The organism is Amycolatopsis sp. N2S4-7 (genome assembly GCF_058119595.1).
Map to the genome: position 1 here is coordinate 2,543,337 of NZ_CP172299.1, position 26,782 is coordinate 2,570,118.

Sequence of the window (26,782 nt, forward strand, 5' to 3'; positions counted from 1 at the left end):
GTAAGGAGAACTGACAGCCCGGGGCTCGCTTCCCGCGGGCGTTCGTGATGCGATGACCCGACGAGTCCACAGAGGAAGGCGGCGATCGTGACGGAGATCCGGAACGTGGTCGTGGCGATCACCGGCGCCAGCGGAGCGTGCCTGGGCGTGCGCATCCTGCAACTGCTGCGCGAGCGGCCCGAGTTCCGGACGCACCTGGTGCTGTCCAAGGCCGGGATCCTCACCCTGCGCCACGAATGCGACCTCACGGTGGCCGACGTCCGCGAGCTCGCCGACGTCACCTACCGCCCGGGCGAGATCGGGGCGACCATCGCGTCCGGCTCGTTCCCGGTCGCGGCGATGCTGGTCGCGCCGTGCTCGGTGAAGACGCTCTCGGCGATCGCCACCGGCTACACCGACGACCTGGTCAGCCGCGCCGCCGACGTCACCCTCAAGGAGGGCAGGCCGCTGCTGCTGATGGTGCGCGAGACACCGCTGCACCTGGGGCACCTCAAGTCGATGGTCGCGGTGACCGAGGCGGGCGCGATCATCGCGCCGCCGGTGCCCGCGTTCTACCCGCGCCCGCGGACGATCGGGGACCTGGTCGACTACACCGCTCGCCGCGCGCTGGCCAGGGTGGGACTATGGGAGCTGGCGCCGGAGCCGTGGGACGGCGAACTGACCAGGGCCGATCCGGCCGAGCTGCTCCCCCGCGGGTGACGGAGGACCGGTTTGCTCGAGGCGCGGCGGCTGCACATCTTCTCCGCGGTGGCCGAACACGGCTCGTTCACCGCGGCGGCCGAGGCCCTGTTCATGACGCATTCCGCGGTCTCGCAGCAGATGGCGCTGCTCGAACGGCAGCTGGGCGTGCCGCTGATGCTGCGCGGCCCGCGCGGGATCGAGCTCACCGAAGCGGGCCGGCTGCTGGCCGAGCGCAGCACCGGCCTGCTCGGCACGATCGCCCACATCGAACAGGAGATGCTGGACCTGAAGGCGCAGCACTCGTCGGTGCGGCTCGGCGCGTTCCCGACGGCCGGGGCCGACCTCATCCCCCGCGTGGTGCGTGAATACCAGCGGCGTTACCCGGAGACGAAGATCGTGCTGCGCTCGGCCCACGCGTCGGACATGACCGCGGCCCTGCGCGACGGCTCGATCCACCTCGGCCTGGTCTGGGACTACGACTTCGACCCGCGGTCGGTGCCCGCCGACGTCGAGTGGGTCCACCTGGCCGACGACCCGCTGTGCGTGCTGGTGCCGCTGGACCACCCGGTCGCCGGGGAGTCCGAAGTGGAGCTGCGGGAGCTGGCGGGCGAGACGTGGGTGGTGCGCAGCCACCGGCCGCCCTACGACGAGGCGTTCACGACGCTGTGCCGGCTCTCCGGGTTCGAGCCGCGGATCGGCTTCGCGACCGAGGACTACCTGTCGGTGCAGGGCCTGGTCGCCGCCGGGATCGGCATCGGCGCGGCCCCGCGGCTCGCGCTCGTCGCCCAGCGCCCCGACGTCGTCGCGGTGGCGATCGCGCCGTCGGCGCCGCGGCGGCGGATCGCGGCCGTGCGGCTGCTGGAGGCGAGTCATCCCCCCGCCGCGCGGCAGATGCTGGAAGTATTGCGGGTGGTAGCGACCACCGACCCGGAGGAGCACTCTTGACCGTGCCGGACAACGGCGACCGGCCCGGCAGCGACATCCTGCGCCAGATGCTGCGCGACGGGCACACGGACGTCTCGCTGGTCGACCGGATCGTCGAAGACCTGGCGCGGCAGATCATCGACGGGTCGCTGCCGCCCGGCGCGGACGTCAACTCCGTCGAACTGGCCCGCCGGTTCAGCACTTCGCGGACCCCGGTGCGGGAGGCGCTGCTGACGTTGCAGCGCGAAGGGCTGGTCGACATCCCGGCCCGGCGGCGGCCGCGGGTCGCGCCGGTGACGCTGTCGCAGGCGCGGGAGCTGTACGAGATCCGCGCGACCCTGCACGCGCTGGTCAGCGAGCTGATCGTGGCGCAGGCACCCGACCTGTCGGTGCTCGTCTCCTGGCAGGCCCACCTGCGCGACGACGCCGCCCGCGGCGACGTCGACGCGTACTTCTGGCACAACGTCTCCTTCCGCCAGGCCGAAGCCGAGGTGGCGGGGAACCGGCAGCTGACCCGCCTGCTCGGGTCGCTGGGCCTGCGGACGCTGCAGCTGCGGCACGTCAGCCTGTCCCAGCCCGGCCGGCTGGACCGCTCGGTCGAGGACCACGAGCGCCTCCTGGCGGCGTACGCCGACCGGGACGGACCACTGGCGGTGGCCCTGACCCGGTCGATCATCATGACCGGGCTGCACTCCATCGAGGCTTCCGGCTGGTCCGGTCTCGAAGTCGCGGACTGAGTCACACCCCGCCGGAGCGCTCGATCGCCCGGTAGCCCCGCATCACCAGCGACCGGCTCACCGCCGCCGCCAGGCCCACGTCGCGGTCGGCGTAGGCGTTGACCAGCCGCTCGTGGTCGGCCACCGAGTGCAGCAACCGGCCCGGGAGGGACAGGCTCAGGTGGCGGAACCGGTGCATCTGCAGGCCCAGCGAGCTCAACCGGCGCTGCAGCTCGCCGTTCTTGGCCAGGCGCACCTCGGCGTTGCGGAAGCCGACGTTGTGCCAGAAGTACGCGTCGACGTCGCCGGCCCGCGCGTCCGCCTCCAGGAGCCCCTGCCAGCGCCGCAGGCCGTCGATCTCCTCGTCCGACGCGCGCGCCACCAGCAGCTCGCTGACCAGCGCGTACAGGCTCGCCCGGATCTCGTAGACCTCCCGCACCTGCGCCATGTCCACCGGGGACACGAACGGGCGGCGGCGCGGCGGGACGATCACCAGCGACTCGCGTTCGAGCAGCAGCAACGCCTCCCGCACCGGCGTCCGCGACGTGTTGAAGCGCCGGGCCAGCTCCGCCGAGTTCACCTCGTGCCCCGGCGGCAGCCGCCCTTCGACGATGCCGACCGCGATCTCCTGGAAGATCGTGAACGCCAGCGAGGAGCTGCCCTCCACCCCGCCCAGCGCCGTGAAGAGCAGCTCCCGCCGCAGATCGGGCAGGTCCGGCAGACCCAGCACGGTCACTAGCCCAGGACCTCGGGCCACCGGCGGCTCACCTCGGCGACCAGCTCGGGGCTGGACTCCGCGACCGCCGGGAAGTCGCCCAGCCGCTCGAACGGGCGGCAGGCGTCGATGATCGCGCGGCTGTTGAACGCCACCTGGCCGGGCAGCGTCAGCGGGTCGACACGGCTCCCCCACGTCCGCTTCATCACCTCGATGTCCAGCGACGGGTCGGTCCGCCCGCACATCGCCCAGACGACCTCGCCGAGATCACGCGGGTTGACGTCGTGGTCGACGACCACCGTGAACCGGTTCATGTACGCCGCGCTCGGCAGCTGCGACGTCAGGTACGCGGCTTGGCGCGCGTGCCCCGCGTAGCGCTGTTCGATCGCGACGATCAGCAGCGACCGCCCGCCGCCCGCCTCGTGCGCCCAGACGCCCCGCAGCCCCGGCAGGCCGGTCTTGCGCAGCGAGTCGGTGATGATCGCGGACTTCATCACCGTGCGCATGTACGAGTAGTCGTGCGGCGGCTTGCCCGGCGGCGCGCCGAGCAGGATCGGGTTGTCGCGGTAGTACACCTTTTCGACGTCGATGGTGAGGATCGGGTCGCGGGAGCCGGAGTAGTAGCCGGTCCACTCGCCGAACGGGCCTTCCGGGCGCTTGTCGTCCGGCCGCACCCAGCCTTCGACGGCGATCTCGGCGTCGTGCGGCAGCGGCAGGCCGGTCGCGAGCCCGGCCACCGTGCGCACCGGGGCGCCGGCCATCGCGCCGACGTAGTCGTACTCCGAGACGTCCCCGGGCACCTCGACACCGGCGGCCACGAGGTAGGCCGGGTGGTGGCCCAGCGACGCCGCGATCGGCGCCCGGCCCTCCGCCTCGAACCACCGGCGCAGGTGCTGGGCACCGTGCTTGCCGGCCTCGATGTTGACGCTCACCGAGCGGCCGTCGTCCTGCACCTGCATCCGGTAGGCGCCCAGGTTGATCCGGCCGGTGTCGTAGTCGCGGGTGACCACGGCGCAGCCGGTGCCGATGTACCGGCCGCCGTCGCCTTCGTGCCAGCGCGGCACCGGGAACTTCAGCAGGTCGATCTCGTCGTCCACATGGGACAGCAGCGGCCCGTCGGCCACGGTGACCGCGCGGAACTCGCCGGAGCGCTCGATCCACTCCCCCGGCTTGACCGCGAGCTTCTCGACGAGGTCTTCGTCGGTGTTGTCCCAGCCGAGGCCGAGCACGGACCCGAGCAGCCGCGGGTTGCTGACCGACCCGGACAGCACGCGGTGCCCCCGCGCGTAGTCCTTGATGTCGTCGAACACCAGCGCCTTCGGCTTGCCACGCCGGTAGTTGACCTGGGACAGCGCGCCGATCTCGAGCTCCCAGTGGGCGCCCTCGACGGTCTGCACCTCCCCGGCCGCTTCGGCTTCGGCCAGCCACTTCCGCAAGTCGGTCATGCCGGGATCCTCCGTGAGGTCTGGCGGAGGTGGCGGATCGCCGCCTCGGCGGTGAGCACGTCCGCGTACTTCTGGTCGAGGTCGAACAGGCCGATCCAGTGCGACGCCTCGAACCGGTCGAAACAGCAGTCGCCGACGACGCCGACCCGGTAGCCGCGGGTGCAGGCGTCGACCACGGTCGAGCGCACGCACCCGCTCGTGGCCTCGCCCACCACGAGCAGGGTGTCGTGCCCGCCCGCCCGGAGGATGGTGTCGAGCGGGGTGCCGTGGAAGCAGCTGGGGCCGATCTTCTCCAGGACGAGGTCGCCGGCCCACGGTGCCACTTCGGCCACGATCGCGTTCGAGTCCACTGTGGACTTCGGCGTGAGCGCTGAACCCGGTTTGCGGTTCCACCGGCCGTACTCCGGCGGTGTCGCGTGGAAGTAGACCACCGGGGCACCGGCGTCCCGGGCCGCGCGCAGCAGCGGCATGGTCCGGTCGACGGCGGCCCAGCCGTCCGCGCCGCAGGCGCTGGGCCAGTCCCCGACGGCGCCGAGGATGTCCTGGCGGGGCAGGCCCAGCGCCGCGTAGTACAGGTCGACGACGAGCACGGCGGGGTACTCCCCCAGGCCGAACGGGGCCTGCTTCGCCCACGACGTCGCCGCGAGCACCGCGCGGTCCCGTTCGGTCAGGTACTTCGACCATTCGGCTTCGAAGTTCATGATGTCGCGAAGCTGTTGTCGATGTACTTCGCGATGTCCGCCGGCGGATTCGTCTTCGCGTTCTCCGCGGCTTCGTCGAAGGCCTGCTTGATCACCTTCTCGTCGACCACCGGCGTCTTCGCCCACACGTCGAGGAAGAAGTCGTAGGCGTAGGAGGCGAGTTCGGTGCTCTTCACGCCGCTGTACTTCTGGATGCTCTTCACCGTCTCGTCCTTGTGGGCGCGGATGAACTGCAGCGCCTCGGCTTCCGCGGCGACGAACCGCTTGACGACCTCGCGGTTGTTCTGCAGGTACTTCGATTGCACGGTGTACGCGCCGAGCGGGAACGGCATGTTCGACAGCGCGGCGAGCCGGTGGGCACCCTTCTCGCGGCTCTCGGTGCCGTTGGGCGGCTGGGTGAGGATCGCCGAGACGGCGCCACTGCCCAAGGCCGCCACCTCCGCCGGGACACCCTTGACGAACACCGCGGTGACGTCCTCGCGCTTGAGGCCGTTCGCCTCCAGCAGCGCGGTCAGCCCGAAGTCGCTTTCGGAGCCGGGCGAGGTGATGGCGACCTTCTTGCCCTTGAGGTCGGCGACCGACTTGACGTCGGGGCTCGCCCACATCTCCAGGTTGTAGTGCGGCTCGGACATCGCCACGTACTTGAGGTCGGCGCCCTTCATGATCGCCGCCGCGGTGTCGGCCGCGACGCCGACGCCGATCTGGACGCTGTTGCTGGCCAGCCCGGCGACCAGCTGCGAGCTGTCGTTGAGCCGGTTGAGCTTCACGTTCAGGCCGTGCTTGGCGAAGATGCCGTAGTCCTGCGCGGTGTAGAGGTCGGAGTAGCCCGCGCCGAGCGCGGTGTAGCCGATGGTGACCGGCAGGGCGCCGCTCGCGTCGGCGGCGACCGTGCCGCCGGCACCGCCGCCGCACGCGGTGAGACCGACGAGGAGACTCGCGACGGCGAGCGTGGTCCGGAGTTTCATTGTGCACCTGCCCAGTGGGTGAAACGGCGTTCGACGAGCCGGACAGCCCAGTTCAGCAGCAGGGCGAGCACGGCGAGGAGGACGATCCCGGCCATCGCCGAGTCCATGTTGAAGTTGGAGGTCTGCGTCTGCACGTAGTAGCCGAGGCCCTGGCTGGCCAGGAACAGCTCGGCGACGATCGCGCCGACCAGCGCGCGGCCGACGGCCAGCCGGACACCCGCGAGGATGTACGGCAGCGTGGCGGGCAACGCGATGGTGTAGAAGAACTTCAGCCGCGGCGTGCAGAACACCGTCGCGACGCGCGTGTAGTCGCTGTCGAGGTTCCGGACGCCCGCGGTGATGTTGATGATCAGCGGCAGGATCGCCGCCCACACGATGACGATCACGCGGGAGGTGTTGTCGATGCCGAACCAGAAGATGATGATCGGCAGGAACATCACGTACGGCACCGAGTAGAGGATGTTGACCATCGGCTCGGTCATGTCGTGCAGGACCTTGCTCCGGCCGAGCACGAGCCCGATCGGGATGCCGAGGACGAACGTGATGCCGAGGCCCCACAGCAGTTCCAGGCCGGTCGCGCCGAGCGCCGGGTAGATCTCGCCGGTGCCGAACAGCTTCACCTCGGCCGCCGCGATGCGCCCGGGGTTGCTGCTGAAGGAGACGTCGACGAGCCCGAGCGCCGTCGAAAGCTGCCACAGCAGCAGGACGATCGCCATGCCGGCGGTGCCGAGCAGGCCGCTACGGTGTCGCTGCACCCAGCCGGAGCTCACCGACACTGCCGGTGGGGGTGTCGTGCGCGGGAGTGACGCCGTGGTCATGGTTGCTCACCGGGTCTTCCGAAGCCGTGGGGACGGGGTCGTGGTGGAGGGCCGAAAGGATCTTGTCGCCGTAGGCCAGGAACTCGGCGCTGCGCCGCCAGGCGGCGTCACGCGGGCGAGGCACGTCGATGACGACCTCGAGCGCGACGTGGGCCGGTGACGGGGAGAACACGAGCACGCGGTCGGCGAGCAGCACGGCCTCGTTGACGTCGTGGGTCACGAACATCGCGGTCTTCCTCGTGACCGCGTCCGCCTGCCAGATCCGCAGCAGCTCGTCCTGCAGGTTCTCGCGGGTCTGCGCGTCGAGCGCGCCGAACGGCTCGTCGAGCAGCAGCAGGGTCGGGTCGGTGGCCAGGGCGCGCGCCAGGTTGACGCGCTGCCGCATGCCGCCGGACAGCTCGTGCGGGTACTTCTTCGCGACCTTGGCCAGGCCGACGATCTCGAGCAGCTCCTCGGCCCGCTGGCGGGTCTCCGCGGTGAGCCTGCCCTGCACCTGCGGTCCGAAGAGGACGTTGTCGAGGACGGTCCGCCACGGGTAGAGCGAGGCGTGCTGGAACACCAGCGACCGCTCCGGCCCGGGCCCGGTGATCGGGCGGCCACCGAGTTCGAGGGCACCGCCGGCGACCGGGACGAGCCCGGCCACCGCCTCGAGGAAGGTGGTCTTGCCGCAGCCGCTCGGCCCGACGATGACCACGAACTCCTCGTCGCGGATCTGCAGGTTGAGGTCCAGGCACGCGGTGGAGAACCCGCCGCCGCGCCGGGCTTTGTGCCCGAGCAGCAGGTCCCTCGCGTCCAGGCAGATGTTCGAGACGGACATCAGGGCGCCCTCACCCCGTCCGGCGTTGCTGGCTTGTTCACTACCGCTCCTCCTTGCCGATGGCTGCACTGCGGATCGCAAGGTGTCGACACTTCGGGAGAGTCTGCGACTGTGACGCAGGCAATGTCAAGGAGTCGGAGTAACGAAAGGCGCAGGTGCGGAGCTTGAAGGTAAGCGCACGGCAAGGAGGAGGAGGGAGGCTAACTGTCGACACTAGCCACTTCACGCGGGGCGGTGGCGAGGCCGAATTCCGGCGGCTGGCCGCCGCGAGGGCACCCGACTTCGCCCCACCGCAGGCGCGAGGGATGCCAAGGCGGCCAACCCCGGCACGCAACTTCCCCCGCCACTGGCGCGAGCGAGACACCAGGCCCGCAACCCCGGCACGCGACTTCACCCACTGCAGGCGCGAGAGGAACGCCAGGCCCACCGACCCGGCACGCTCTTCCCTCGCCTCAGGAGCGCGAGGGACCGCCGGGTCAGGCGACCGGCTGCTCCACCAAATCAGGCGACCGGCTGCTCCACCGGTTCCGGCTTCGGGCTCAGGACCCCGGCGAACACCGCCGCCAGGACGCACAGCACCACCGGTACCCCGAACGTCACGTTCAGCGGCATCCACCGCGTCAGCCCGCCGATCAGGGCCGGGCCGGCCAGCAGCCCGACGTACCCGAGGCCGACCACCCGGGCCATCAGCGCGCCGGACGCCCGGGTGTCCAGGTTGCCCGCCGCCGTGAACAGCTGCGGGACGCCGCCGGAAAGGCCCAGGCCGAACAACGCCCAGCCCACCAGCGAAAGCGGCACCCACGGGGCCGCCGCGGCCGTCGTCAGGCCGACCGCCGCCAGTGCCGCGCCGTAGCGGACGATCGCGGCCGGGCCCGCCCAGGCCGCGACGCGGTCGGTCAGGAAGCGGCCGGTCGTCATGGCCACCGCGAACGCGCCGTAGGCGAACGCCGCCGTCGACGGCGAGGTGCCCAGCACCTTCTCCATGTGGAGCGCGGCCCAGTCGTTCGCGACGCCCTCCGACAGCATCAGCGCGAGCGCCAGCAGGCCGAGCAGCCACACCACCTTGCCCGGCGCGCGGCGGCGGACCGCCGGCTCGGGCGTGTCCGCGACGGCGGCCGGCGCGTCGGCCGGCTCCATCAGGAACCGCGCGGACGCCAGGGAAAGCAGCACGCACAGCAGGCCGGTGCCGGTGAGGGTGACGCCGGTGGGCACGCCCGCGCCGAGCGTCGCGGCGCCGATGACCGCGGCGATCGCGCCGCCGATCGACCACATCGCGTGGAAGGCCGCCATGATCGGCCGCGGGTACGCCCGCTCCACCACGACCGCGTGGGAGTTCATCCCGACGTCGATCGCGCCGTTGCCGAAGCCGAACAGGGCCAGCGTGAGCCCGAGCGTCCACCAGGAGTTCGCGAACCCCGGGCCGCACAGGGCGAGGCCGAGGAACACCCCGGCGGCCGGGACCAGCCGGCGGTGGCCGAGCCGGTCGACGAGCGGCCCGGAGATCTGCATGCCCGCGAACGCCGCGCCGCCGAGCACCAGCAGCAGCGCGCCCAGCGTGCTGTGCGAGATGCCCGTCGCGCGCTCGACGTTCGGGATGTGCACCACCCACATGCCCATCGCGAACCCGTTGAGGCCGAAGAACATGAACGTCGCGAACCGGGCGGCGCGCGGGTGGGCGGGGGCGGTCGTCATCGGCTCTCCGTGGGGGTGGGGACGGCGACGTGCACGAGCACGCCGCGTTCGGCCAGGGCCGCGCGCTGGTCTTCGGGGGCGCCCGGGTCGGTGATCACCACGTCCGCCCGGTCGGCGGGGCACACGTGGGCGAGCGCGGCGCGGCCCCACTTGGCGGAGTCGGCGAGCACGATCGTGCGCGCCGCCACCGCGAGGGCCTGCTGCTTGACCTCCGCGTCACCGAGGTCGAAGGCGGTCAGCCCCGAGTCGAGGTCGAACGCGCACGGGCTCAGCACGGCGACGTCGAACCGCAGCGCCCGCAGGGAAGCCAGCGTCAGCGGGCCCACCAGCGCCTGCTCCCCCGGCCGCGGCTCGCCGCCCGGCAGCAGCAGCCGGACGTCCGGGGCGTCGGCCAGCTCGCGGACCGCGTGCAGGGACAACGGCATCACGGTGACCTTGCGCCCGCGCAGCAGCCGCGCCAGCTCCAGCGCCGTGGTGCCGCTGTCGAGGACGACCGTCTCGCCGTCGCGGACCAGCTCCGCCGCCGCGGCCGCGATCGCCCGCTTCGCCGCGGTCGCGGCGGTCGCGCGGGCCGCGAACGGCGGTTCGACGCCGGACGGCGACGCCGGGACCGCCCCGCCGTGCACCCGCCGCAGCACGCCCCGCGAGGCCAGCTGGTCGAGGTCGCGGCGCACAGTCATCTCCGACGCGCCGGTCGCGCCGGCCAGCTCGGCGACGCCCACCTGGTCGGCGTCGCGCAGCCGCTCGACGATGATCCGCTGCCGTTCCGCGCTCTTCACCCCGCGATGCTCGCAAGCGGCGAGCGTTCGCACAACCGGTTTGTTCGTCCGCTCACGTCGCTTGTGCGAAAACCGGCTGCGGCATGATGGGGCCGTGCACGCCGCCGAGACCACCGCGACCCCGTGACCGGGGGCTACCTGAAGGGCCGGATCCGCCGCGAGGACATCATCACGGCGGCGGCCGCGGCGTACGGCGAGCTCGGCTACCACGGCTCGTCGCTGCGCGAGATCGCCAAGCGCGTCGGGATCTCGCACGCCGGTCTCTTCTACTACTTCCCCACCAAGGAAGCCCTGCTCGCCGCCGTGCTGGAGCGGCGGGACGCCGAGGACTCCGAGCGCGAGCAGCTGACCGTGCCGCCCGGGCTCGACGTCCTCCGCCACTTCATCGCGCTGGCCGAGCACAACGTCCGCCACCCCGGCATCGTCGACCTCTACTCCCGCCTCGCCGCCGAGGCGGTCGCGGCGGACCACCCGGCGCACGAGTACTTCGAGCGCCACTACCGCGCCGCCCGCGCCGGCGTCCACGAGTCGTTCGAAGCCCTCGCGAACCGCGGCGAGCTGCGCGACGGCGTCGAGCCCGGCATGGCGGCGCTGACATTCGTCGCGTTGATGGACGGGCTCCAGGTGCAGTGGCTGACCGTGCCCGGCGACGTCGACCTGGTCGGCTCGCTGCGCTTCTATCTGCAGAACCTGCTCACCGTCCCGCTCTAGAGGGTCTTCGCGTAGGGGTCCCAGCCTTCCGGCAGCAGCGGCGGGACTTCGACGGTGCTCGCGACCTCGACGGTCTGCCCGCGGGTCAGGGACTCGTCGATCGCCAGCATCGCGTCGAGGACGTGGTAGGCCAGCTCGCCGGACGCGCGTTCCGGCACGCCGGCGCGGATCGCCCGCGCCAGTTCCAGTGCGCCGGTGCCGCGCGAAGCCGCGTGTCCCCGCGCCGGCAGCTCTTCGGGCTCGTCGTGGCCGAGCAGGTGCAGCGTCGTCGGCTCGTCGAACCGGTTGGGGTCCGGCAGCACGGCGGTGCCGAGCGTGCCGGTCAGCTCGACCAGCCCGGCCCGCTTGAGCGCCGAATCGAAGCTCAGCACCAGCTGGGCGGAGCCGCTTTCGAACTCGACGAGCGCGGTGACCGTGGTCGTCACCGTCACCGGGAACTCCGTCCCCGCACGCGGCCCGGACCCGACGACCCGGGTGTCGCGCGCCCGCCCGCCGGCCCCGGTGACGCGCCGGACCGGGCCCAGCAGGTGCACCAGCGACGTCAGGTAGTACGGGCCCATGTCGAGCAGGGGCCCGCCGCCGGCCTGGAAGTAGAACTCCGGCGCCGGGTGCCACACTTCCGGGCCGGGCACCTGGAACAGGGCCAGCGCGGTCAGGGGACGGCCGATCCGGCCCGCGTCGACGGCCCGGCGCGCGGTCTGCAGCGAGGCGCCGAGCACGGTGTCGGGCGCGCTCGCCACGCGCAGCCCCTTCTCCCGCGCGCGGTCCAGCAGCTTGCGGCCGGTCTGCCGGTCGAGCGCGAGCGGCTTTTCCGCCCAGACGTGCTTGCCCGCCTCGAGCGCGGCGAGACCGACGTCGACGTGCGCGGCCGGGAGGGTCAGGTTGACCACCAGCTCGACCTCGGGGTCGTCGAGCAGCTCGGCCACCGTGCCGGAGCGCGGGACGCCGTACTCGGCGGCCCGCGCCGCCGCGCGGCCGGTGTCGAGGTCGGCGGTCCGCGCCACGCGGACGTCCGGGAAGCTCGTCAGGTTCTCGAGGTAGGTGCCACTGATGACGCCGGTGCCGATGACGCCGACGCCGACCGGCCCGCCGGTCACCGGCCCGCGCCGGTCAGGAAGGCGTGGCTGGCGGCGATGGCCTCGAAGAGGTCGCCGTCGTAGGCGTCGAACTCGACCACGCGCAGCGCGTCCGGCGCGGCGGCGAGCACGTCGGCGACCGGCACCCGGCCCTGGCCAGCGGGGACCTGGCCGGTGGCGTCGGTGGCGAGGCCGCCGTCCTTGACGTGGATGGCCCGGACGCGGTCGCCGAGCCGGCGCAGCAGGGCGGCCGCGTCCTCGCCGCCCGCGGTGGCCCAGTAGGTGTCGACCTCCAGCGCCACGGCCGGGTCGAGCTGGTCGGCGAACACCTCGAAGGCACTGCGGCCGTCGATCCGGGACTCGAGCTCCCACCAGTGGTTGTGGTAGCCGACGCCGACACCGTGCTCGGCCGCGAGCTTGGCGGCGGCGTTGAGCGCGTCGGCCGTCGCGGCGATGTCGGCCGTGTCCTGCCACTGCTCGGGCTTGACCAGCGGGTCGATCACCAGGCCGATGCCCAGCTCGGCCGCCGCCGCGAACACGGCGGGCTGGTCGGCCCCGATCAGCCGGGCGTGCGCGGTCGGCGCGGTCAGGCCGTTGGCCGGCAGCCCGGCCCGCAGCGCGTCGGCGTTTTCGACGACGCCGTACGGCTCGACCTGCGTGAAGCCGATCGCGGCGAGCCGCCGCAGGGTGTCGGCGGGATCGGCCGCGAAGGCGTCGCGGACCGAATACAGCTGCACGGAAAGCACGCTCATCCCCAGCTCCTGAGTTCACGGTGGCGGCCGCCCGCCACGGCTTTCCCAAATTTCTACCACTTGGTCAAAATTGACACCAGGACTTTCCCGCCGGGGTCCACCGGACGGCGGCGTGCCCGGACTCACGTCCCGGGTTGTTTTGGCGGGCGGCCGTTGGGGCAGTAACGCCAAGAAGGGCAGGGCCAGGGCCGATCCGGGAGGTGCCGGGAGTGGACAGGGCAGGGGACGAAGTGGACACGGGGGCCGTCGCGCACCCGGCGTCCCGTCGCGACCTGACGGAACTGTCCGAGGCCGCGCGCGACCTCGACCGCCGGATCGAGCAGCACCTGGCGCGGCTGCGCCGCGAGCGCGCCCAGCGCCTCGGCGCCTACGACGAGATCCCCGACCAGCGGCTTCGCCCGAGCGGCTGAACGAGCGACCTCGCGTTTACCGCCCGGACGCGACCTACTACGCTGGGTGCCCCCAAGCCACCCGCCGAAGTCCTGCGAGGTCGCCCATGTCCGAGGCCCTGTCGCCGAGCCAGACGCCGGTGGGAGTCGACCCCGAGCGCCCCAGCATCGCGCGGATCTACGACGGGTTCCTCGGCGGCCACAACTTCTACGAGGTCGACCGCCTGGTGATGGAGAAGATCCGCGCCGCGGTCCCGGAAGCGGTCGACATCGCGCGCGGCAACCGCGGTTTCCACAACCGCGCGCTGCGCATGCTGGCGAACCAGACCGGGATCCGGCAGTACGTCGACTGCGGGTCCGGGCTGCCGACGGCGGAGAACACGCACCAGATCGTGCAGCGCATCGACAAGGACAACACGGTCGTCTACGTCGACAACGACCCGGTGGTGCTCGCGCACGGCCGGGCGCTGCTCGTCGAGAACGACTTCACGCACATGGTCGAAGCGGACATCTTCGAACCGCGGCAGGTCCTGGACAACGACGAGGTGCTGCGGCACGTCGACTTCTCCGAGCCGGTCGCGCTGCTGCACGTCGGCACGATGCACCACTACGAAGGCGACGGCGCGATCGACGTCATGCGCGAGTACATCGACGCGCTCGCCCCCGGCTCGTACGTGGTGCTGTCGCACTTCTTCGACCCCGAGGTCCCGGAGCTGACCGCGATCGCGAAGCGCATCGAGCAGATCCTGGTCCAGGGCCCGCTCGGGGCCGGCCGGTTCCGCACGCGCGCCGAGATCGAGGCGATGCTGCCGGGCCTCGACATCCTCAAGCCGAACGCCCTCTCCGAGCCGGGCGTCGCCGTGTGCGACGAGTGGTGGCCGGACGGTCCCCGGCTGACTCCGCTGTCCGGCTCGGCCCGCTGCGTCGCGGGGATCGTCGGCGTCAAGCCCTAGCCGGCTGTCCCCGTCGAACCGGTCAGGCGATGGTCCGCAGGCGGCGGAGCGCGAAGAAGACCAGCGCGGCCGTCAGCAGCACGAAGATCCCGGTTTCGATGCCCTGGAACGTCCAGAACCGGTCGCCCGGCTGGTACTGCAGCCAGTTGTACGCCCCGGGTCCCGCCTGGCCGCCCCCCGGCCCGCCGCCGCAGCCGCCGGCCGGGCAAGGGCCGATCTGGGCATCCGGCAGCACCATCTCCCCCGCCGCGTTGCGGACGCCCTGCGCCATCACCCAGTCGCCGGACGCCGGGTTCGGTGTTTGCCTGCCCGTCGGTGAGAACGAGACCGTCTGCGCCGGCAGGTACCGCGGCCGGGCGAGGACCTCGATCGCGAGGCGGACCGCCGCGTACCCGACCAGCGCGATGCCCATGGCGGGCAGCACCTTGCGCCAGTACGTCCCCGCGAACACCCCCAGCGCCAGCGCGAACAGCGTGTACGCGATCGGGACGACGCCCTGGACGTCGAAGGAGAGGTACGTCAGCCGGCCGGTGCTCGCCGAGACCAGCGGCTGGAACCACCACGACACACCCAGCGCGTAGCCGACCGCCAGCACCGCGGTGATCGCGCCGACCAGGCCGAACTTCGCCAGCGCCCAGCGCAGGCGGCTGACGCCCTGCGTCCACACCAGACGGTGGGTGCCCTGCTCGACCTCGCGGGCCACCAGCGGCGCGCCGAAGAACACGCCGACCAGCACCGGCAGGATGACGAACAGGACGGCGACGAACGTCAGGCCGTTGAACTGCCGCTGGAACTGGTGGCCGAGGCTCTCGCACTGCGCCACGGCCTCGGTCTGCGTGATCATCGACCCGCTGCCGAGCGCGGCCCGGCAGGCGGCCAGGCCGAGGCTGTCGTACTTCGCGTGCATCGCCAGTCCCGTCGGGACCATGATCGCGGCGACCACGCCGAGGACGACGAGGGTGAACAGCGCCTGCTTGCGGTGCTGGCGCCAGGTCAGCCAGATCATGCCGGCACCCCCCAGGCGGCCGCGCTCACGCGGGTGCCGGCTTCGGCCAGGTACGCCAGGACGACGTCTTCGAGGGTCACTTCGTGCTCCGTCCACAAGGGATCGACCGGCCCGGCGTCGCGCCGGACCAGCAGCGTCGACTGGCGTTCGGTGTGGCTGGCGCGGACCACCTTCGCGACGCCGGCGACGGGCTCGCTCCCGGTCCGCGGGCCGACGAGCGTGCGGTGGGTGTCGAGGAGCTCGTCGACCGGTCCGGTCAGCTGGACGCGGGACGTCTGCAGGACGATGAGGTAGTCGCAGCTGCGTTCGAGGTCGGCGAGCAGGTGCGAGGACAGCAGCACGGTCGTCTCGCTCTCGGCCACCGCGCCCATCAGCGCCTGCATGAACTCGCGGCGGGCCAGGGGGTCCAGGCTCGCGATGGGCTCGTCGAGCAGCAGCAGCCGCGGGCGCTTGGCCAGGGCGAGCGCCAGCGCGACCTGCGCCCGCTGGCCGCCGGAGAGCTTACCCGCCGGCTTGTCCGGCGGGATGCCGAGCATGGCGAGCCGCTCGCGGGCCAGCGCGGCGTCCCAGCGCGCGCGGTTCAGCTTGCCGCCCATGGTGATCAGCTCGGCCGCGGTGAAGTCGCGGTACACCGGGGTGTCCTGGGCGACGAACCCGATGTCGGCGAGCACCGAGGTGCCGGCCCGCGGGTCGCGGCCGAACACGCGCACCTCCCCCGCGTCGGGCCGCAGCAGCCCGACGGCCAGGTGCAGCAACGTCGTCTTGCCCGCGCCGTTCGGCCCCACCAGCGCGGCGATCCGCCCGGCAGGCACCTCCAGCGCGCAGTCCTGCAACGCCCAGGTGCGCCCGTACCGCTTGCCCAGCGCCCGGGCTTCAACCGCCAGCTCCATTCAGGAACTCCCCTGCACAAGGTCGTGCGGCACCGGGGTGCCGCGCAACGTGGTCTCGATCAGTGCGGCGATGTCGTCGGGTGACATCCCCGCTGCTTCGGCGCGCTCCAGCCAGGCCACCAGCTCGTCGCGCAGCTGCGCCTGGTTGCCCAGCGACGGCCCCGCCAGGCTGCCGGTGACGAACGTGCCCACCCCCGGCTTGCCTTCGGCGAGCCCCTCCAGCACCAGCTCGCGATAGGCCTTGAGCACGGTGTTCGGGTTGATCGCCAGTGCCTGGGCCACTTCCCGCACCTTCGGCAACTGGTCCCCGGGGCGCAGCAGGCCGACCCGCAGCGCCTGCTTCACCTGCACGACGAGCTGCATGTACGTCGCGACCCGGGAGCGGCCGTCCAGGACGAACTCGATCACCCCGCCACCCTCCTATTGTCCTACGACATTAAGACAACACCTCCCGGCGCTCGGCTGTCAAGGACGGGCCCGCGGGCATAAGGTCTCGATCGAGACGCACACCGGCACCGGGAGGCAGGCATGTCGTTGTTGGACGGGCTGAGCAAGGCGATCACCGCGGGGTCGATCGAGATCGTCGACCTCACCGCTCCCCTGAGCTCGAGCACGCCGATCCTGCAGCTGCCCGAGCCGTTCGCCAACACGATCCCGTTCCGGCTGGAGGAGATCAGCCGCTACGACGAGCGCGGCCCGCGCTGGTACTGGAACGACATCCACACCGGCGAGCACACCGGCACCCACCTCGACGTCCCCGTGCACTGGGTGTCCGGAAAGGACGGCCACGACGTCTCGCAGGTGCCGCTGAAGACCCTCGTGGCGCCCGCGGTCGTGCTGGACTTCTCCGCTCAGGCTGCGCAGGACCCGGATTTCCTGCTCTCGGTCGACGACGTCCGCGCGTGGACGGCCGAGCACGGGCCGCTGCCCGACGGCGGCTGGCTGCTCTACCGCACCGGCTGGGACGCGCGCAGCCACGACCAGGCCGAGTTCCTCAACGCCGACGAGTCGGGCTCGCACTCCCCCGGCGTCGCGCCCGAGTGCGCGCGCTGGCTCGCCGAGGAAACGCCGATCACCGGGCTCGGCGTGGAGACCGTCGGCACCGACGCGGGCCAGGCGCCCGGGCTCGAGCCGATGTTCCCGTGCCACGAACTCCTGCTGGGCGCCGGGAAGCACGGCTTGACGCAGCTGCGGAACCTGGCGTCGCTGCCGCCGACCGGGACGCTGCTGGTGGTCTCGCCGCTGCCGATCGTCGGCGGCTCCGGCAGCCCCGCGCGCGTACTGGCCCTGGTGGAGCGGTGAACGTCGCCGAACTCGTCGGCCGGACGCTGGCCGGCCTCGGGGCCGGCACGGCGTTCGGCGTGGTCGGCAGCGGCAACTTCGAGGTGACCAACGCGCTGCGGGCGGGCGGCGTCCGGTTCGTCGCCGCCCGCCACGAGGGCGGCGCGGCGAGCATGGCCGACGCCTACGCCCGGATCAGCGGGAAGGTTTCGGTGCTGTCGCTGCACCAGGGCTGCGGGCTGACCAACGCGATGACCGGCATCACCGAGGCGGCCAAGAGCCGCACGCCGATGCTCGTGCTCACCGCCGACTCCGCGGGCGCGTCGGTGCTGTCCAACTTCCGCGTCGACCAGGACGGCCTGGCCGCGGCGGTCGGCGCGGTGCCCGAGCGCGTCCACTCGGCCGCGAGCGCGGTCGCCGACACCGTGCGGGCCTTCCGGACCGCGCGGCAGGAGCGCCGGACGGTGGTGCTGAACCTGCCCCTCGATGTCCAGGCCGAGCCCGCGCCGTCTCTTCCGGACACGCTGCCGGCGCTCTCCGGGCCCGCTCCGGTGCGGCCGGACGCCGGTTCGGTCGCGGCCTTGGCGGAACTCCTCGCGGCCGCCGAGCGGCCGGTGTTCATCGCCGGCCGTGGGGCCCGGGGAAGCCGGGAACCGTTGCGGGAGCTGGCTTCGCGCTGTGGCGCGCTGCTGGCGACGTCGGCCGTGGCGCACGGGCTGTTCCACGGCGACCCGTTCGCGCTGGGCATTTCGGGCGGGTTCGCGTCGCCGTCGGCCGCCGAGCTGATCGTGGGCGCCGACCTGGTCGTCGGCTGGGGTTGCGCGCTGAACATGTGGACCACCCGGCACGGCAAGCTGCTCAGCCCGCACGCGAAGCTCGCGCAGGTCGACCTCGAGCAGGCGGCGCTCGGCGCGCACCGCCCGATCGACCTCGGCGTCGTCGGCGACGTCGCGTGCACCGCCTCGGACGTGCTGGCCTTGGCGAAGGAGCGGCCGGGGTACCGCACGGAGGACGTCGCGGCCCGGATCGCGGCCGGGCGCTGGAACGACGTCGAGCACGACGACCTCACCCGCGGCGGCCGGATCGACCCGCGGACGCTCAGCAAGCTCCTGGATTCGGTGTTGCCTGCCGAGCGGATCGTCTCGATCGACTCGGGCAACTTCATGGGTTATCCGAGCGCGTACCTCTCGGTGCCCGACGAGCAGGGGTTCTGCTTCACCCAGGCGTTCCAGAGCATCGGGCTGGGCCTGGGCACGGCGATCGGCGCGGCGCTCGCCCGCCCGGACCGCCTGCCGGTCCTGGGTACCGGCGACGGCGGGTTCCACATGGCACTGTCCGAACTGGACACCGCGGTCCGGCTGAAGCTGCCGCTGGTGGTGATCGTCTACAACGACGCCGCGTACGGCGCGGAGGTCCACCACTTCGGCGACGCGGACATGTCGACGGTCCGGTTCCCCGATTCCGACCTGGCCGCCATCGGCCGCGGCTTCGGCTGCGCCGGCGTCACCGTGCGATCGCCCGAAGACCTCTTCGCGGTGCGGGAGTGGCTCGCGGGTCCCCGCACGGCACCCCTGGTGATCGACGCGAAGATCGCCGACGACGGCGGCTCGTGGTGGCTCGCGGAGGCGTTCCGGCACTGATCCGGCCTTGACAGCACCCGGAGCGGACTGGATGCTGACCTAGTTGTCCTATAGTCGTAGGACAATGGGGGAACTACTTCCGGAGTTGTCATGCGCCTCTTTCGTACGGTCCTGGCCGTGCTCGCGGCCGCCACCCTGGTGGCCGCCCCGGCCGACGCGGGCCAGCCCCGCCCACCCGATCCCGCGGGCGCGCTGCTCGCCGCGTTCGACGACCATCCGATCGTCGCGAAGTCCAGCCCGGACGTCGGGCCGTTCGTGTTCGACCTCGTCCGCGACCCGCGCTTCCCGGGCCGGGTGAACGACATCGCCGTGGAGTGCGGGAATGCGCGGTTGCAGCCGCTCCTGGACAGTTACGTGTTCGGTGGCGACGTCCCCGACATCGGCCGCGTGTGGCGCGAGACGACCCAGCCGAGCTGCGGGTTTTCGACGTTCTACGAACAGCTTTTCGCCCTGGTGCGGCAGGTTGATGGGGGGCTGCCTGCCGCCCGCAAGGTCCGGGTGCTGGCGTCCGATCCCCCGGTCGACTGGAGCCGCGTCCACGCGCCGGCGGACCTGGAGCCGTTCCTCGACCGGGACGCGTCGATCGTTTCGGTGGTGAAGACGCAGGTGCTGCAGAAGCACCGCAAGGCGTTGATGCTGTTCGGCCTGGGCCACCTGACCCACAACGGCGGCAGCGGCGCGGTGGCCCAGCTGGAGCGCGAGTACCCAGGCGCGGCGTACGTCATCGCGGACCACCGAGGCTTCGCGGCGGACAACGCGCGCCTCGAACAGCGGCTGGGTTCGTGGCCTGCTTTGGTTCCGGTCGCAGGGTCTTGGCTGGGTACCCTGCCGACGACGTACTTCCCGACGAACCGCGACTACCCGCCGGGGACGCTGGGGTATCCGGGCGTGGACGCGTACCTGTACGAAGGTCCGGCTGATTCGCTGCTGCGGGAGCCTTTGTCGGCCCGGGCTGTGCTGGATACGGATTATCTGGCCGAGCTGCGCCGCCGGGCTACGGCTTTGGAGGCGCCACCGGACTCGCTCGAGTGGCCGGAGACGTTCTTCGAGCGAGAGCGCAGGTCCGGAGTTCTGCTGCGGGGCTGAGGCTCCGCCGGGTGGTGGCCAGGTCTCGTTTGCCCGGCAGCTTCGGTCCGGGAGGTCGGCGGCGTGCTGATGCGCTCACTCTTCGCCCAGGACGGCCGAGATGATCAGGCTGTCGCACGCGTGGATCCGCGCCTCGGCCGCCGTGATCTGGCCGGTGTCGCCGAGGGTGGCGGTGCCGACCCCGGACTTCAAGTCTTCCAGCGAGACCGCGACCACCACGTGGGCTCGTTCGCCCGCCTGCATCGATCCCGGTTCTTTTGCGGCGCAACGAGAGTTCCCGGGCCGGGTCGCCGGTTCGGGCTCGTGGCCGCCGGGGTCGAGGTGGGCCAGGATGCGGCTACCCAGGGCGGCGACCTGCTTGTGCCCGGCCTCGCCCGCGAAACCCAGCCACCCGATGAGACACCCAGACATTCGCCTCAACATAGACAGCAAAACCCTGAGCCAGCGAAACCAGCACAGGAGCAAGAGCCCCAGGAACCACCACAGCACCATCACGATCGAAAGCCAACCCGGTCCAACGCCGCCAGTCGGCCAAAGGAGCCTGAACGGTCGCCGAACAGACGGCGACCCCCTCGATCCGGCCCCCGGCCCGGACATGCGTCCGCAGCCACCGATCAGCAGGCAGCCCGTCGGCCCGGATCGCCGAGGCGTAGTCGGACATCGGCATCGAGGGAACCAGAGCCTTGTCCGGCGGCCGAACGGGAATCACGAGGGACGACAAGCCGGCCGACGACACAGCCGACCGCATGGCCTCCAGCACCGCACGGGAGTGACCACGGCCCGAATGATCCGGGTGCACCGCGATTTCCAGCGCGCAAGCGGTATCGGGAGCGACGCCGTCGAGAGCGTCCTCGGCGGCCCAGACGACCACCTCGTCCCAGCCACGGGCCGGAAACGGCGAGCGGCCCCGGAACGGCACCATCACCCCGCGCGCGACCGGCCGCCCGTCTTCGAGCAGCGCCACCACCAGGTGCGGCCACCGGCGCGCGACCCGGCGGCCGCGCACGAGGGCACTCGTGAGGCTGCCCTCCATGAACCGCGGGGAGCCCGGCGGGTACGGGATCGCGTAGGTGGCCTCGGCGAGGTCCGGGCGCTGCGCCAGCGTGACGATCACTCAGCTCCCCCGCGACCAGGATTCCAGCGCGATCAGGGTCTTCGTGCCCGTCACCTGGTGGTGCCGCCGGATCTCGTCGATCGTCTTCTGCAGGTGCGCCATGTCCCGCACGCGCAGCCACACCAGCGCGTCCGGGTCGCCCGCGATCGTGAACACCGCCTGGGCCTCCGGCATCCGCGTGGTCGTGCGCAGGATCTCGTCGACCTTCGTGTTGCCGACGAACCGCAGCTCGGTGAACGCCTCGATCCCCCAGCCCAGCTTCGCGTGGTCGACCTGGACGGTGAACCCGGTGATCACCCCGGTCTCCCGCAGCCGGTCGATGCGGCGCTTGACCGCGGCCGTCGACAGCGTGACCCGGCCCGCGATGTCGGACAGCGTCCGCCGGGCGTCCTCGCGCAGCAGGCCGAGGATCTCGTGGTCGGTGGCGTCGAGCAGCTCGTTGGACATACGCAGCATCGTAAGCAAAGATTCGCACCGACGAAGGCCGGCGCGCACCGAATTTTGCGTCCGGACCCCGAAAGTGGCGACGCCTGTTGCGTCACTGTGGTCCGCATCGCATCGTGCCCGGAAGCACACCGAGGCGAAGGGAGCCGCGCCGTGGAGACGTTCACGCTGGAGGACCGCTACCTGCGGGAGGCGGGGACCGTGCACCTGAGCGGGGTGCAGGCCCTGGTCCGGCTGCTGTTCGACCGCGTCCGCCACGACCGCGCCCACGGTGGCGACCCCGCCGTCTTCGTCTCGGGCTACGAGGGCTCGCCGCTGGCCGGCTACGACCTCGAACTGGGCCGCCGCGCGACGCTGCTGGAGAAGCACGACGTCGTCCACCGCCCCGGCCTCAACGAGGAGCTCGCCGCGACCTCGGTCATGGGCAGCCAGCTCGTCGCGGGCGCCGGCGGGCAGCGCGGCGTCACCGGCTTCTGGTACGGCAAGGCACCCGGCCTGGACCGCGCCACCGACGCCCTCCGCCACGCCAACCTCGCCGGCACCGACCCGCGCGGCGGCGCGGTGGCGCTGGTCGGCGACGACCCCAACGCGAAGTCCTCGACCGTCCCCTGCGCGTCCGAGCTCGCCCTCGCCGACCTCGCCATCCCGATCCTCTACCCGGCCGACTCCCAGGACGTGCTCGACCTCGGGATGCACGCGGTCGAGCTGTCGCGGGCCAGCGGGGTGTGGACGTCGCTGAAGATCGTCGCCAACGTCGCCGACGCCTCGGGCACCGCCGTGGTCGATCCGCAGTGGACCGCACCGGAACTCGCGAAGGCCTACCGGCACAAGCCGACGTCACGGCTGCTCGGCGCGAGCCTCGCCGAGCTGGAGCGCAGCCTCTTCACCGTCCGGCTGCCGCTCGTGACGGACTACCTGCGCGCCAGCGACGTCAACCGGATCACCACCCGCGGCCCGGCCGACCGGATCGGCATCGTGTCCGCCGGCAAGTCCTATTTGGACCTCCAGCAGGCGCTGCGCGCGCTCGGGCTCGACGCCGGAGCCCTGGCGAAGTACGGCATCCGCGTCCTCAAGCTCGGCGCGATCCACCCCCTGGAGCCCGGCATCGTCCGCGAGTTCGCCGACGGCCTCGACGAGATCATCGTGATCGAGGAGAAGCGGGCGTTCGTCGAAACCGCCCTCAAAGAGCTCCTCTACGGCGTTCCCGGCGCACCGGGCATCACCGGCAAGAAGGACCGCGACGGCCGGACGCTGTTCACCGAGCTCGGCGAGCTGGACCCGGACGGCATCGCCGCCGGACTGGCCAGGAGCCTGCCGGACGGCATCCCGCCGGTCGACGCCTACCGGGGACGCCGTCGTCGGGAGCGCATCTCGGTGCCGCTGCTCGCGCGGACGCCGTACTTCTGCTCGGGCTGCCCGCACAACTCGTCGACGAAGGTCCCGGAAGGCACGCTGGTCGGCGGTGGCATCGGCTGCCACACCATGGCCCTGTTCATGGAGCCCGACCAGGTCGGCACCGTCCTCGGCGTCACGCAGATGGGCGGCGAGGGCACCCAGTGGATCGGCATGGCGCCGTTCGTCGAGGCGGAGCACTTCGTCCAGAACATCGGCGACGGCACGTTCACCCACTCCGGCAGCCTCGCGGTGCGCGCGGCGGTCGCCGCCGGCGTGAACATCACCTACAAGCTGCTCTACAACTCCGCCGTGGCGATGACCGGCGGGCAGGACGCGGTCGGCGGGCTGCCGGTGGAGAAGGTCGCCGAGCTGCTGCTCGTCGAGGGCGCGAAGCGGGTCGTGATCACCAGCGACGCGCCCGCGAAGCTGCGACGCCGGAAGCTGCCCGGCGGCGTCGAGGTCCGCGACCGCACCGAACTCCTGCGCACGCAGGAAGAACTGGCGGCCGTCAAGGGCGTCACCGTGCTCATCCACGAGCAGGAGTGCGCGGCCGAGAAGCGCCGGAAACGCCGTCGCGGCAAGCAGACCGCGCCCGCGACGCGCGTGGTGATCAACGAGCGCGTCTGCGAAGGCTGCGGCGACTGCGGCACCAAGTCGAACTGCCTGTCCGTGCAGCCGGTCGCGACCGAGTTCGGCCGGAAGACCACGATCCACCAGTCGTCGTGCAACGTCGACTACTCCTGCCTGGCCGGGGACTGCCCGTCGTTCGTCACCGTCGTGCCGGGCGGCCGCAAGCAGCGCCGGAAGCTCACCGAGCTGGCCGCCGACGCCGTCCCCGCGCCGCCCGCCACGAAGACGGACTTCACCGTCCGGATCACCGGGATCGGCGGCACCGGCGTGGTCACCGTGACGCAGATCCTGGCCACCGCCGCGGTGCTCGACGGGCGGCACGTCCGCACGCTCGACCAGACCGGGCTCGCCCAGAAGGGCGGCGCCGTGGTGTCCGACCTGAAGGTGACGGCGGAGCCGGTCGAGCAGGCGCCGAAGCTCGCCGCGGGCGAATGCGACCTCTACCTGGCCTGCGACGCGCTCGTCGGGGCCGACGCGGCGAACCTCGGCGTGGCCGACCCGGCGCGCACGACCGCCGTCGTCTCCACCACCGAGGTCCCGACCGGCCGGATGGTCGTCGACACGACGGTGTCCTTCCCGGACCCCGGCAGCGTTCTCGCGCCCATCGACACTGCCGCGTCGCGCACGGTCTCGCTGGACGCGCGCGGCCTGGCCGAGACGCTTTTCGACGACGACCAGTTCGCCAACGTGCTCCAGCTCGGCGCCGCGTACCAGACCGGCGCGATCCCGTTGCCCGCCGCGGTCATCGAGCGCGCGATCGAGCTGAACGGCACCGCGGTCGCCGCGAACCTGCAGGCGTTCCGCCGCGGCCGCCAGCTGGTGGCCGACCCGGCGGCCCTCGACACCCCGGCCCCCGTGGCGGCGCCGAAGCCCGCGGCCCCGGCCGTGCGGGCGCTGGTCCACGCGGAGCCCGGCTCCGAACTGGCGCGGCTGCTCGACATCCGGATCCCGGACCTGGTCGCCTACCAGGACGAGGCCTACGCCCGCGCGTACGCCGGGTTCGTCGAGCAGGTGCGGGTGCTGGAGGACGGGCCGACGGAGGTCACCGAGGCCGTCGCGAAGCACCTGTACAAGCTCATGGCCTACAAGGACGAGTACGAAGTGGCCCGGCTGTCACTCGACCCGGCGTTCACCGCCGGCCTCGAGGACCAGTTCGGCGCCGGCACGCGGTACGCCTACCGGCTGCACCCGCCGGTGCTGCGCGCGCTCGGGATGCGGCGCAAGATCAGCCTCGGCCCGTGGTTCCGGCCGGCGTTCCGGCTGCTCCACGCGCTGCGCCGGCTGCGCGGGACCGCCTTCGACCCGTTCGGCCGCGCCGAGGTGCGGCGGGTGGAGCGCGAGCTGGTCGAGGAGTACCGCGGCACGGTGCTGCGCGCGTTCCGCGCCGGAGACGTCGACCGGGCCCGGCTCCTCGCCCTCGCCGAGCTGCCCGACATGGTGCGCGGCTACGAGGACGTCAAGCTGGCCAACGTGACGCAGTACCGGGAGAAGCAGGCCGAAATCCTCACGCGCGCAAGTAGCTGAGCATCGCCTGGGCTTCGTCGGGGACGCGCAGCTTCGCGCTGACGTCCCCGGCGTGCTGCCGCGCGGCGGTGGTGCCGATGCCGAGCAGCCGCCCGATCGTCGGCACCGAGTGGCCTTCGGCCAGCAACGCGACGACCTCGCGTTCGCGCGGGGTCAGCGTGGCCACCGGGTCGCCGGGCCGGGGCCGGGACAGCTGCACGGCCACGACGTCCCGGTCGAGGACCGTGCCACCGGCCGCCACGCGGCGCAGGGCGTCCAGGAACTCGGCCGGTTTGCCGACGCGCTCCTTGAGCAGGTAGCCCGCCCCGCCGCCGCCCGCGGCCAGGAGGTCGCCCGCGTAGCCGTCTTCGACGAAAGCGGACAGCGCGAGGATCGCCAGGCCCGGCGAGCGGCGCCGGGCTTCGAGGGCCGCGCGCAGCCCTTCGTCGGTGAACGTCGGCGGCATCCGGACGTCGACGACGGCGAGGTCCGGTGCGTCCGCCCCGACGGCCGCCAGCAGGTCGTCCGGGTGGTCGACGGCGGCGACGACGTCGAACCCTTCGCTGCGCAGGAGCAGCACCAGCCCCTCCCGCAACAGGGTGTCTTCCTCCGCGATCACGATCCGCACGGCGGCTGCCTCCTCACGTCCGCGTCCTCCCCTGCCTCGATGCACGGCTCCGCGGGCGGGAGGGTTCAGCCGATGCCCGTGGTCCGGAACCGGGCCCGGTAGTCGCTCGGCGTCACGCCGAGGCCGCGGGCGAAGGCGCGCCGCAGCGTCTCCACGGACCCGAAGCCCGACCGGCGGGCCACGACGTCCAGCGGATCGGCGGTGCCCTCCAGCTGCTGCTGGGCGAACTCCAGCCGCACCTGCTCGACGAACCGCGCCGGCGTGCGGCCGAGCTCTTCGCGGAACAGCCGCGTCAGGTGCCGCACGCTGACGCCGGCCCGGGCGGCCATGTCGTCCAGCGTGTGCGGCGCCGACGGATCGGCCGCGACCGCGTCGAGCACGGTCCGCAGCAGCCCGGTGCGCGGGCGGCCCGTCTCCAGCCGGACGCTGAACTGGGACTGGCCGCCCGGCCGCTGCAGGAAGACGACGAGGTGCTTGGCGACCAGCCGCGCGACCTCGGCGCCGAGGTCCTCCTCGACCAGGGCGAGCGCGAGGTCGATGCCCGAGGTGACGCCGGCCGAGGTGATCACCGGGCCGTCCTTGACGAAGATCGCGTCGCCGTCCACCCGGACCAGCGGGAAGCGGCGGGCGAGCTGGCCGGTGAGGTCCCAGTGCGTGGTGGCGCGGCGCCCGTCGAGGACGCCGGCGGCGGCCAGCGCGAACGCGCCCGCGCACACCGAAGCCGTGCGGTTCGCGCCGCCGGCGAGCCGCCGGATCTGCGCGACGAGCTCGGCGTCGGCGATCGTGCGGACCCATTCGGGCCCGCCGGGCACCAGCACGGTCGCGCCGCGGGGATCCGCCGCCGCGAGGTCGAGGTCGGCGCCCAGCCGGGTCCCGGTGTTGGCGCGGACGTCGGCGCCGCCGGGCGAAGCCGTCCGCAGCTCGTACCGCCCGCCGTGCTCGTTGGCCTCGGCGAAGACCTCGAGCGGCCCGGAGACGTCGAGCAGCCGGACGCCGTCGTAGAGCACGACGAGGACGGGGCGGGTCCGCAC

28 protein-coding genes are annotated in these 26,782 nt (G+C 72.5%); 10 read left to right on the forward strand and 18 right to left on the reverse strand.

Going from position 1 to position 26,782, the window contains the following annotated elements:
- Positions 1-87: 87 nt before the first annotated feature.
- Genes ACH54P_RS11715 through ACH54P_RS11725 form a run of 3 tightly spaced genes read left to right on the forward strand, consistent with a single transcriptional unit; the run spans position 88 to position 2,342 of the window.
- On the forward strand, positions 88-699 hold the full coding sequence (locus ACH54P_RS11715; protein ID WP_489912393.1) for a UbiX family flavin prenyltransferase: 612 nt from the start codon (positions 88-90) through the stop codon (positions 697-699).
- Positions 700-711: 12 nt separating this feature from the next.
- On the forward strand, positions 712-1,626 hold the full coding sequence (locus ACH54P_RS11720) for a LysR family transcriptional regulator (RefSeq protein ID WP_489912394.1): 915 nt from the start codon (positions 712-714) through the stop codon (positions 1,624-1,626).
- Between the two features lie 2 nt (positions 1,627-1,628).
- Positions 1,629-2,342 (forward strand): GntR family transcriptional regulator, encoded by a 714-nt coding sequence (locus tag ACH54P_RS11725; protein ID WP_489916394.1) that lies wholly within the window; start codon positions 1,629-1,631, stop codon positions 2,340-2,342.
- Between the two features lies 1 nt (position 2,343).
- Here ACH54P_RS11725 and ACH54P_RS11730 read toward each other — a convergent pair whose 3' ends face one another.
- The 8 genes from ACH54P_RS11730 to ACH54P_RS11765 form a co-directional block, all read right to left on the reverse strand.
- The gene (locus tag ACH54P_RS11730; protein WP_489912395.1) at positions 2,344-3,057 is read right to left on the reverse strand and encodes a GntR family transcriptional regulator; all 714 of its coding nucleotides are present in this window, start codon (positions 3,055-3,057) and stop codon (positions 2,344-2,346) included.
- Positions 3,057-4,481, reverse strand: coding sequence for a UbiD family decarboxylase (locus ACH54P_RS11735; protein ID WP_489912396.1), 1,425 nt, complete (start codon positions 4,479-4,481; stop codon positions 3,057-3,059). The genes ACH54P_RS11730 and ACH54P_RS11735 overlap by 1 nt, the downstream gene beginning before the upstream one ends.
- Positions 4,478-5,182 carry an isochorismatase family protein gene (locus tag ACH54P_RS11740; protein WP_489912397.1) on the reverse strand — a complete coding sequence of 235 codons (705 nt, stop codon included), beginning with the start codon at positions 5,180-5,182 and terminating at the stop codon, positions 4,478-4,480. Before ACH54P_RS11740 ends, ACH54P_RS11735 begins: the two co-directional genes overlap by 4 nt.
- Positions 5,179-6,147: an ABC transporter substrate-binding protein gene (locus ACH54P_RS11745; RefSeq protein ID WP_489912398.1), complete on the reverse strand. Its 969-nt coding sequence runs from the start codon at positions 6,145-6,147 to the stop codon at positions 5,179-5,181. The genes ACH54P_RS11740 and ACH54P_RS11745 overlap by 4 nt, the downstream gene beginning before the upstream one ends.
- Positions 6,144-6,902 carry an ABC transporter permease gene (locus tag ACH54P_RS11750; RefSeq protein ID WP_489912399.1) on the reverse strand — a complete coding sequence of 253 codons (759 nt, stop codon included), beginning with the start codon at positions 6,900-6,902 and terminating at the stop codon, positions 6,144-6,146. Before ACH54P_RS11750 ends, ACH54P_RS11745 begins: the two co-directional genes overlap by 4 nt.
- Positions 6,886-7,782, reverse strand: a complete 897-nt coding sequence (locus ACH54P_RS11755) for an ABC transporter ATP-binding protein (RefSeq protein WP_489912400.1) — start codon at positions 7,780-7,782, stop codon at positions 6,886-6,888. The genes ACH54P_RS11750 and ACH54P_RS11755 overlap by 17 nt, the downstream gene beginning before the upstream one ends.
- A gap of 501 nt (positions 7,783-8,283) precedes the next feature.
- The gene (locus ACH54P_RS11760; protein ID WP_489912401.1) at positions 8,284-9,474 is read right to left on the reverse strand and encodes an MFS transporter; all 1,191 of its coding nucleotides are present in this window, start codon (positions 9,472-9,474) and stop codon (positions 8,284-8,286) included.
- Positions 9,471-10,253: a DeoR/GlpR family DNA-binding transcription regulator gene (locus tag ACH54P_RS11765; RefSeq protein WP_489912402.1), complete on the reverse strand. Its 783-nt coding sequence runs from the start codon at positions 10,251-10,253 to the stop codon at positions 9,471-9,473. Before ACH54P_RS11765 ends, ACH54P_RS11760 begins: the two co-directional genes overlap by 4 nt.
- 123 nt (positions 10,254-10,376) lie before the next feature.
- Between ACH54P_RS11765 and ACH54P_RS11770 the strand changes: the two genes are divergently transcribed.
- On the forward strand, positions 10,377-10,964 hold the full coding sequence (locus ACH54P_RS11770; protein WP_489912403.1) for a TetR/AcrR family transcriptional regulator: 588 nt from the start codon (positions 10,377-10,379) through the stop codon (positions 10,962-10,964).
- Here the strand turns inward: ACH54P_RS11770 and ACH54P_RS11775 are convergent.
- Both ACH54P_RS11775 and ACH54P_RS11780 read right to left on the reverse strand, forming a co-directional pair.
- Complete coding sequence (locus ACH54P_RS11775; RefSeq protein WP_489912404.1) at positions 10,961-12,061, reverse strand: Gfo/Idh/MocA family protein; 1,101 nt, start codon at positions 12,059-12,061, stop codon at positions 10,961-10,963. The genes ACH54P_RS11770 and ACH54P_RS11775 overlap by 4 nt on opposite strands.
- Positions 12,058-12,792 carry a sugar phosphate isomerase/epimerase family protein gene (locus tag ACH54P_RS11780; protein WP_489912405.1) on the reverse strand — a complete coding sequence of 245 codons (735 nt, stop codon included), beginning with the start codon at positions 12,790-12,792 and terminating at the stop codon, positions 12,058-12,060. The genes ACH54P_RS11775 and ACH54P_RS11780 overlap by 4 nt, the downstream gene beginning before the upstream one ends.
- A 209-nt stretch (positions 12,793-13,001) precedes the next feature.
- On the opposite strand from ACH54P_RS11780, the gene ACH54P_RS11785 reads away from it, so the two are divergent.
- Positions 13,002-13,202, forward strand: coding sequence for a hypothetical protein (locus tag ACH54P_RS11785; protein ID WP_489912406.1), 201 nt, complete (start codon positions 13,002-13,004; stop codon positions 13,200-13,202).
- Positions 13,203-13,288: 86 nt separating this feature from the next.
- A complete protein-coding gene (locus ACH54P_RS11790; protein ID WP_489912407.1) occupies positions 13,289-14,134 on the forward strand; it encodes an SAM-dependent methyltransferase in 846 nt (281 codons plus the stop codon).
- 22 nt (positions 14,135-14,156) lie between these two features.
- Here ACH54P_RS11790 and ACH54P_RS11795 read toward each other — a convergent pair whose 3' ends face one another.
- From ACH54P_RS11795 to ACH54P_RS11805, 3 genes are read right to left on the reverse strand one after another with little or no spacing between them, the layout of a single operon-like run.
- Positions 14,157-15,140 (reverse strand): ABC transporter permease, encoded by a 984-nt coding sequence (locus ACH54P_RS11795; protein WP_489912408.1) that lies wholly within the window; start codon positions 15,138-15,140, stop codon positions 14,157-14,159.
- Complete coding sequence (locus ACH54P_RS11800) at positions 15,137-16,030, reverse strand: ABC transporter ATP-binding protein (protein ID WP_489912409.1); 894 nt, start codon at positions 16,028-16,030, stop codon at positions 15,137-15,139. The genes ACH54P_RS11795 and ACH54P_RS11800 overlap by 4 nt, the downstream gene beginning before the upstream one ends.
- Positions 16,031-16,438, reverse strand: coding sequence for a GntR family transcriptional regulator (locus ACH54P_RS11805; protein WP_489912410.1), 408 nt, complete (start codon positions 16,436-16,438; stop codon positions 16,031-16,033).
- A gap of 120 nt (positions 16,439-16,558) precedes the next feature.
- Here ACH54P_RS11805 and ACH54P_RS11810 point away from each other — a divergent pair, with 120 nt between their 5' ends.
- The 3 genes from ACH54P_RS11810 (at position 16,559) to ACH54P_RS11820 (ending at position 20,037) form a co-directional block, all read left to right on the forward strand.
- A complete protein-coding gene (locus ACH54P_RS11810; protein WP_489912411.1) occupies positions 16,559-17,332 on the forward strand; it encodes a cyclase family protein in 774 nt (257 codons plus the stop codon).
- Positions 17,329-18,951, forward strand: a complete 1,623-nt coding sequence (locus ACH54P_RS11815) for a thiamine pyrophosphate-binding protein (protein WP_489912412.1) — start codon at positions 17,329-17,331, stop codon at positions 18,949-18,951. Before ACH54P_RS11810 ends, ACH54P_RS11815 begins: the two co-directional genes overlap by 4 nt.
- Before the next feature lie 90 nt (positions 18,952-19,041).
- Positions 19,042-20,037 carry a hypothetical protein gene (locus ACH54P_RS11820; RefSeq protein WP_489912413.1) on the forward strand — a complete coding sequence of 332 codons (996 nt, stop codon included), beginning with the start codon at positions 19,042-19,044 and terminating at the stop codon, positions 20,035-20,037.
- 75 nt (positions 20,038-20,112) lie between these two features.
- Here ACH54P_RS11820 and ACH54P_RS11825 read toward each other — a convergent pair whose 3' ends face one another.
- From ACH54P_RS11825 to ACH54P_RS11835, 3 genes are all read right to left on the reverse strand, one after another.
- Positions 20,113-20,256, reverse strand: a complete 144-nt coding sequence (locus ACH54P_RS11825) for a hypothetical protein (protein ID WP_489912414.1) — start codon at positions 20,254-20,256, stop codon at positions 20,113-20,115.
- A 118-nt stretch (positions 20,257-20,374) separates the two neighbouring features.
- A complete protein-coding gene (locus ACH54P_RS11830) occupies positions 20,375-21,151 on the reverse strand; it encodes a hypothetical protein (protein WP_489912415.1) in 777 nt (258 codons plus the stop codon).
- Complete coding sequence (locus tag ACH54P_RS11835; RefSeq protein WP_489912416.1) at positions 21,152-21,598, reverse strand: Lrp/AsnC family transcriptional regulator; 447 nt, start codon at positions 21,596-21,598, stop codon at positions 21,152-21,154.
- Between the two features lie 150 nt (positions 21,599-21,748).
- Here ACH54P_RS11835 and ACH54P_RS11840 point away from each other — a divergent pair, with 150 nt between their 5' ends.
- On the forward strand, positions 21,749-25,144 hold the full coding sequence (locus ACH54P_RS11840) for an indolepyruvate ferredoxin oxidoreductase family protein (protein WP_489912417.1): 3,396 nt from the start codon (positions 21,749-21,751) through the stop codon (positions 25,142-25,144).
- Here the strand turns inward: ACH54P_RS11840 and ACH54P_RS11845 are convergent.
- Both ACH54P_RS11845 and ACH54P_RS11850 read right to left on the reverse strand, forming a co-directional pair.
- Positions 25,125-25,751, reverse strand: coding sequence for a response regulator transcription factor (locus ACH54P_RS11845; protein ID WP_489912418.1), 627 nt, complete (start codon positions 25,749-25,751; stop codon positions 25,125-25,127). The genes ACH54P_RS11840 and ACH54P_RS11845 overlap by 20 nt on opposite strands.
- Before the next feature lie 65 nt (positions 25,752-25,816).
- Entirely contained in the window at positions 25,817-26,782 is a 966-nt protein-coding gene (locus tag ACH54P_RS11850) for a GlxA family transcriptional regulator (RefSeq protein ID WP_489912419.1), read from the reverse strand.

Excerpts from the sequence above, each read along its gene's own strand:
- ACH54P_RS11735 (WP_489912396.1), bottom strand. The coding sequence starts at position 4,481 with ATGACCGACTTGCGGAAGTGGCTGGCCGAAGCCGAAGCGGCCGGGGAG.
- ACH54P_RS11740 (WP_489912397.1), bottom strand. The coding sequence starts at position 5,182 with ATGAACTTCGAAGCCGAATGGTCGAAGTACCTGACCGAACGGGACCGC.
- ACH54P_RS11745 (WP_489912398.1), bottom strand. The coding sequence starts at position 6,147 with ATGAAACTCCGGACCACGCTCGCCGTCGCGAGTCTCCTCGTCGGTCTC.
- ACH54P_RS11755 (WP_489912400.1), bottom strand. The coding sequence starts at position 7,782 with ATGTCCGTCTCGAACATCTGCCTGGACGCGAGGGACCTGCTGCTCGGG.
- ACH54P_RS11760 (WP_489912401.1), bottom strand. The coding sequence starts at position 9,474 with ATGACGACCGCCCCCGCCCACCCGCGCGCCGCCCGGTTCGCGACGTTC.
- ACH54P_RS11780 (WP_489912405.1), bottom strand. The coding sequence starts at position 12,792 with ATGAGCGTGCTTTCCGTGCAGCTGTATTCGGTCCGCGACGCCTTCGCG.
- ACH54P_RS11790 (WP_489912407.1), top strand. The coding sequence starts at position 13,289 with ATGTCCGAGGCCCTGTCGCCGAGCCAGACGCCGGTGGGAGTCGACCCC.
- ACH54P_RS11795 (WP_489912408.1), bottom strand. The coding sequence starts at position 15,140 with ATGATCTGGCTGACCTGGCGCCAGCACCGCAAGCAGGCGCTGTTCACC.
- ACH54P_RS11800 (WP_489912409.1), bottom strand. The coding sequence starts at position 16,030 with ATGGAGCTGGCGGTTGAAGCCCGGGCGCTGGGCAAGCGGTACGGGCGC.
- ACH54P_RS11810 (WP_489912411.1), top strand. The coding sequence starts at position 16,559 with ATGTCGTTGTTGGACGGGCTGAGCAAGGCGATCACCGCGGGGTCGATC.
- ACH54P_RS11820 (WP_489912413.1), top strand. The coding sequence starts at position 19,042 with ATGCGCCTCTTTCGTACGGTCCTGGCCGTGCTCGCGGCCGCCACCCTG.
- ACH54P_RS11835 (WP_489912416.1), bottom strand. The coding sequence starts at position 21,598 with ATGTCCAACGAGCTGCTCGACGCCACCGACCACGAGATCCTCGGCCTG.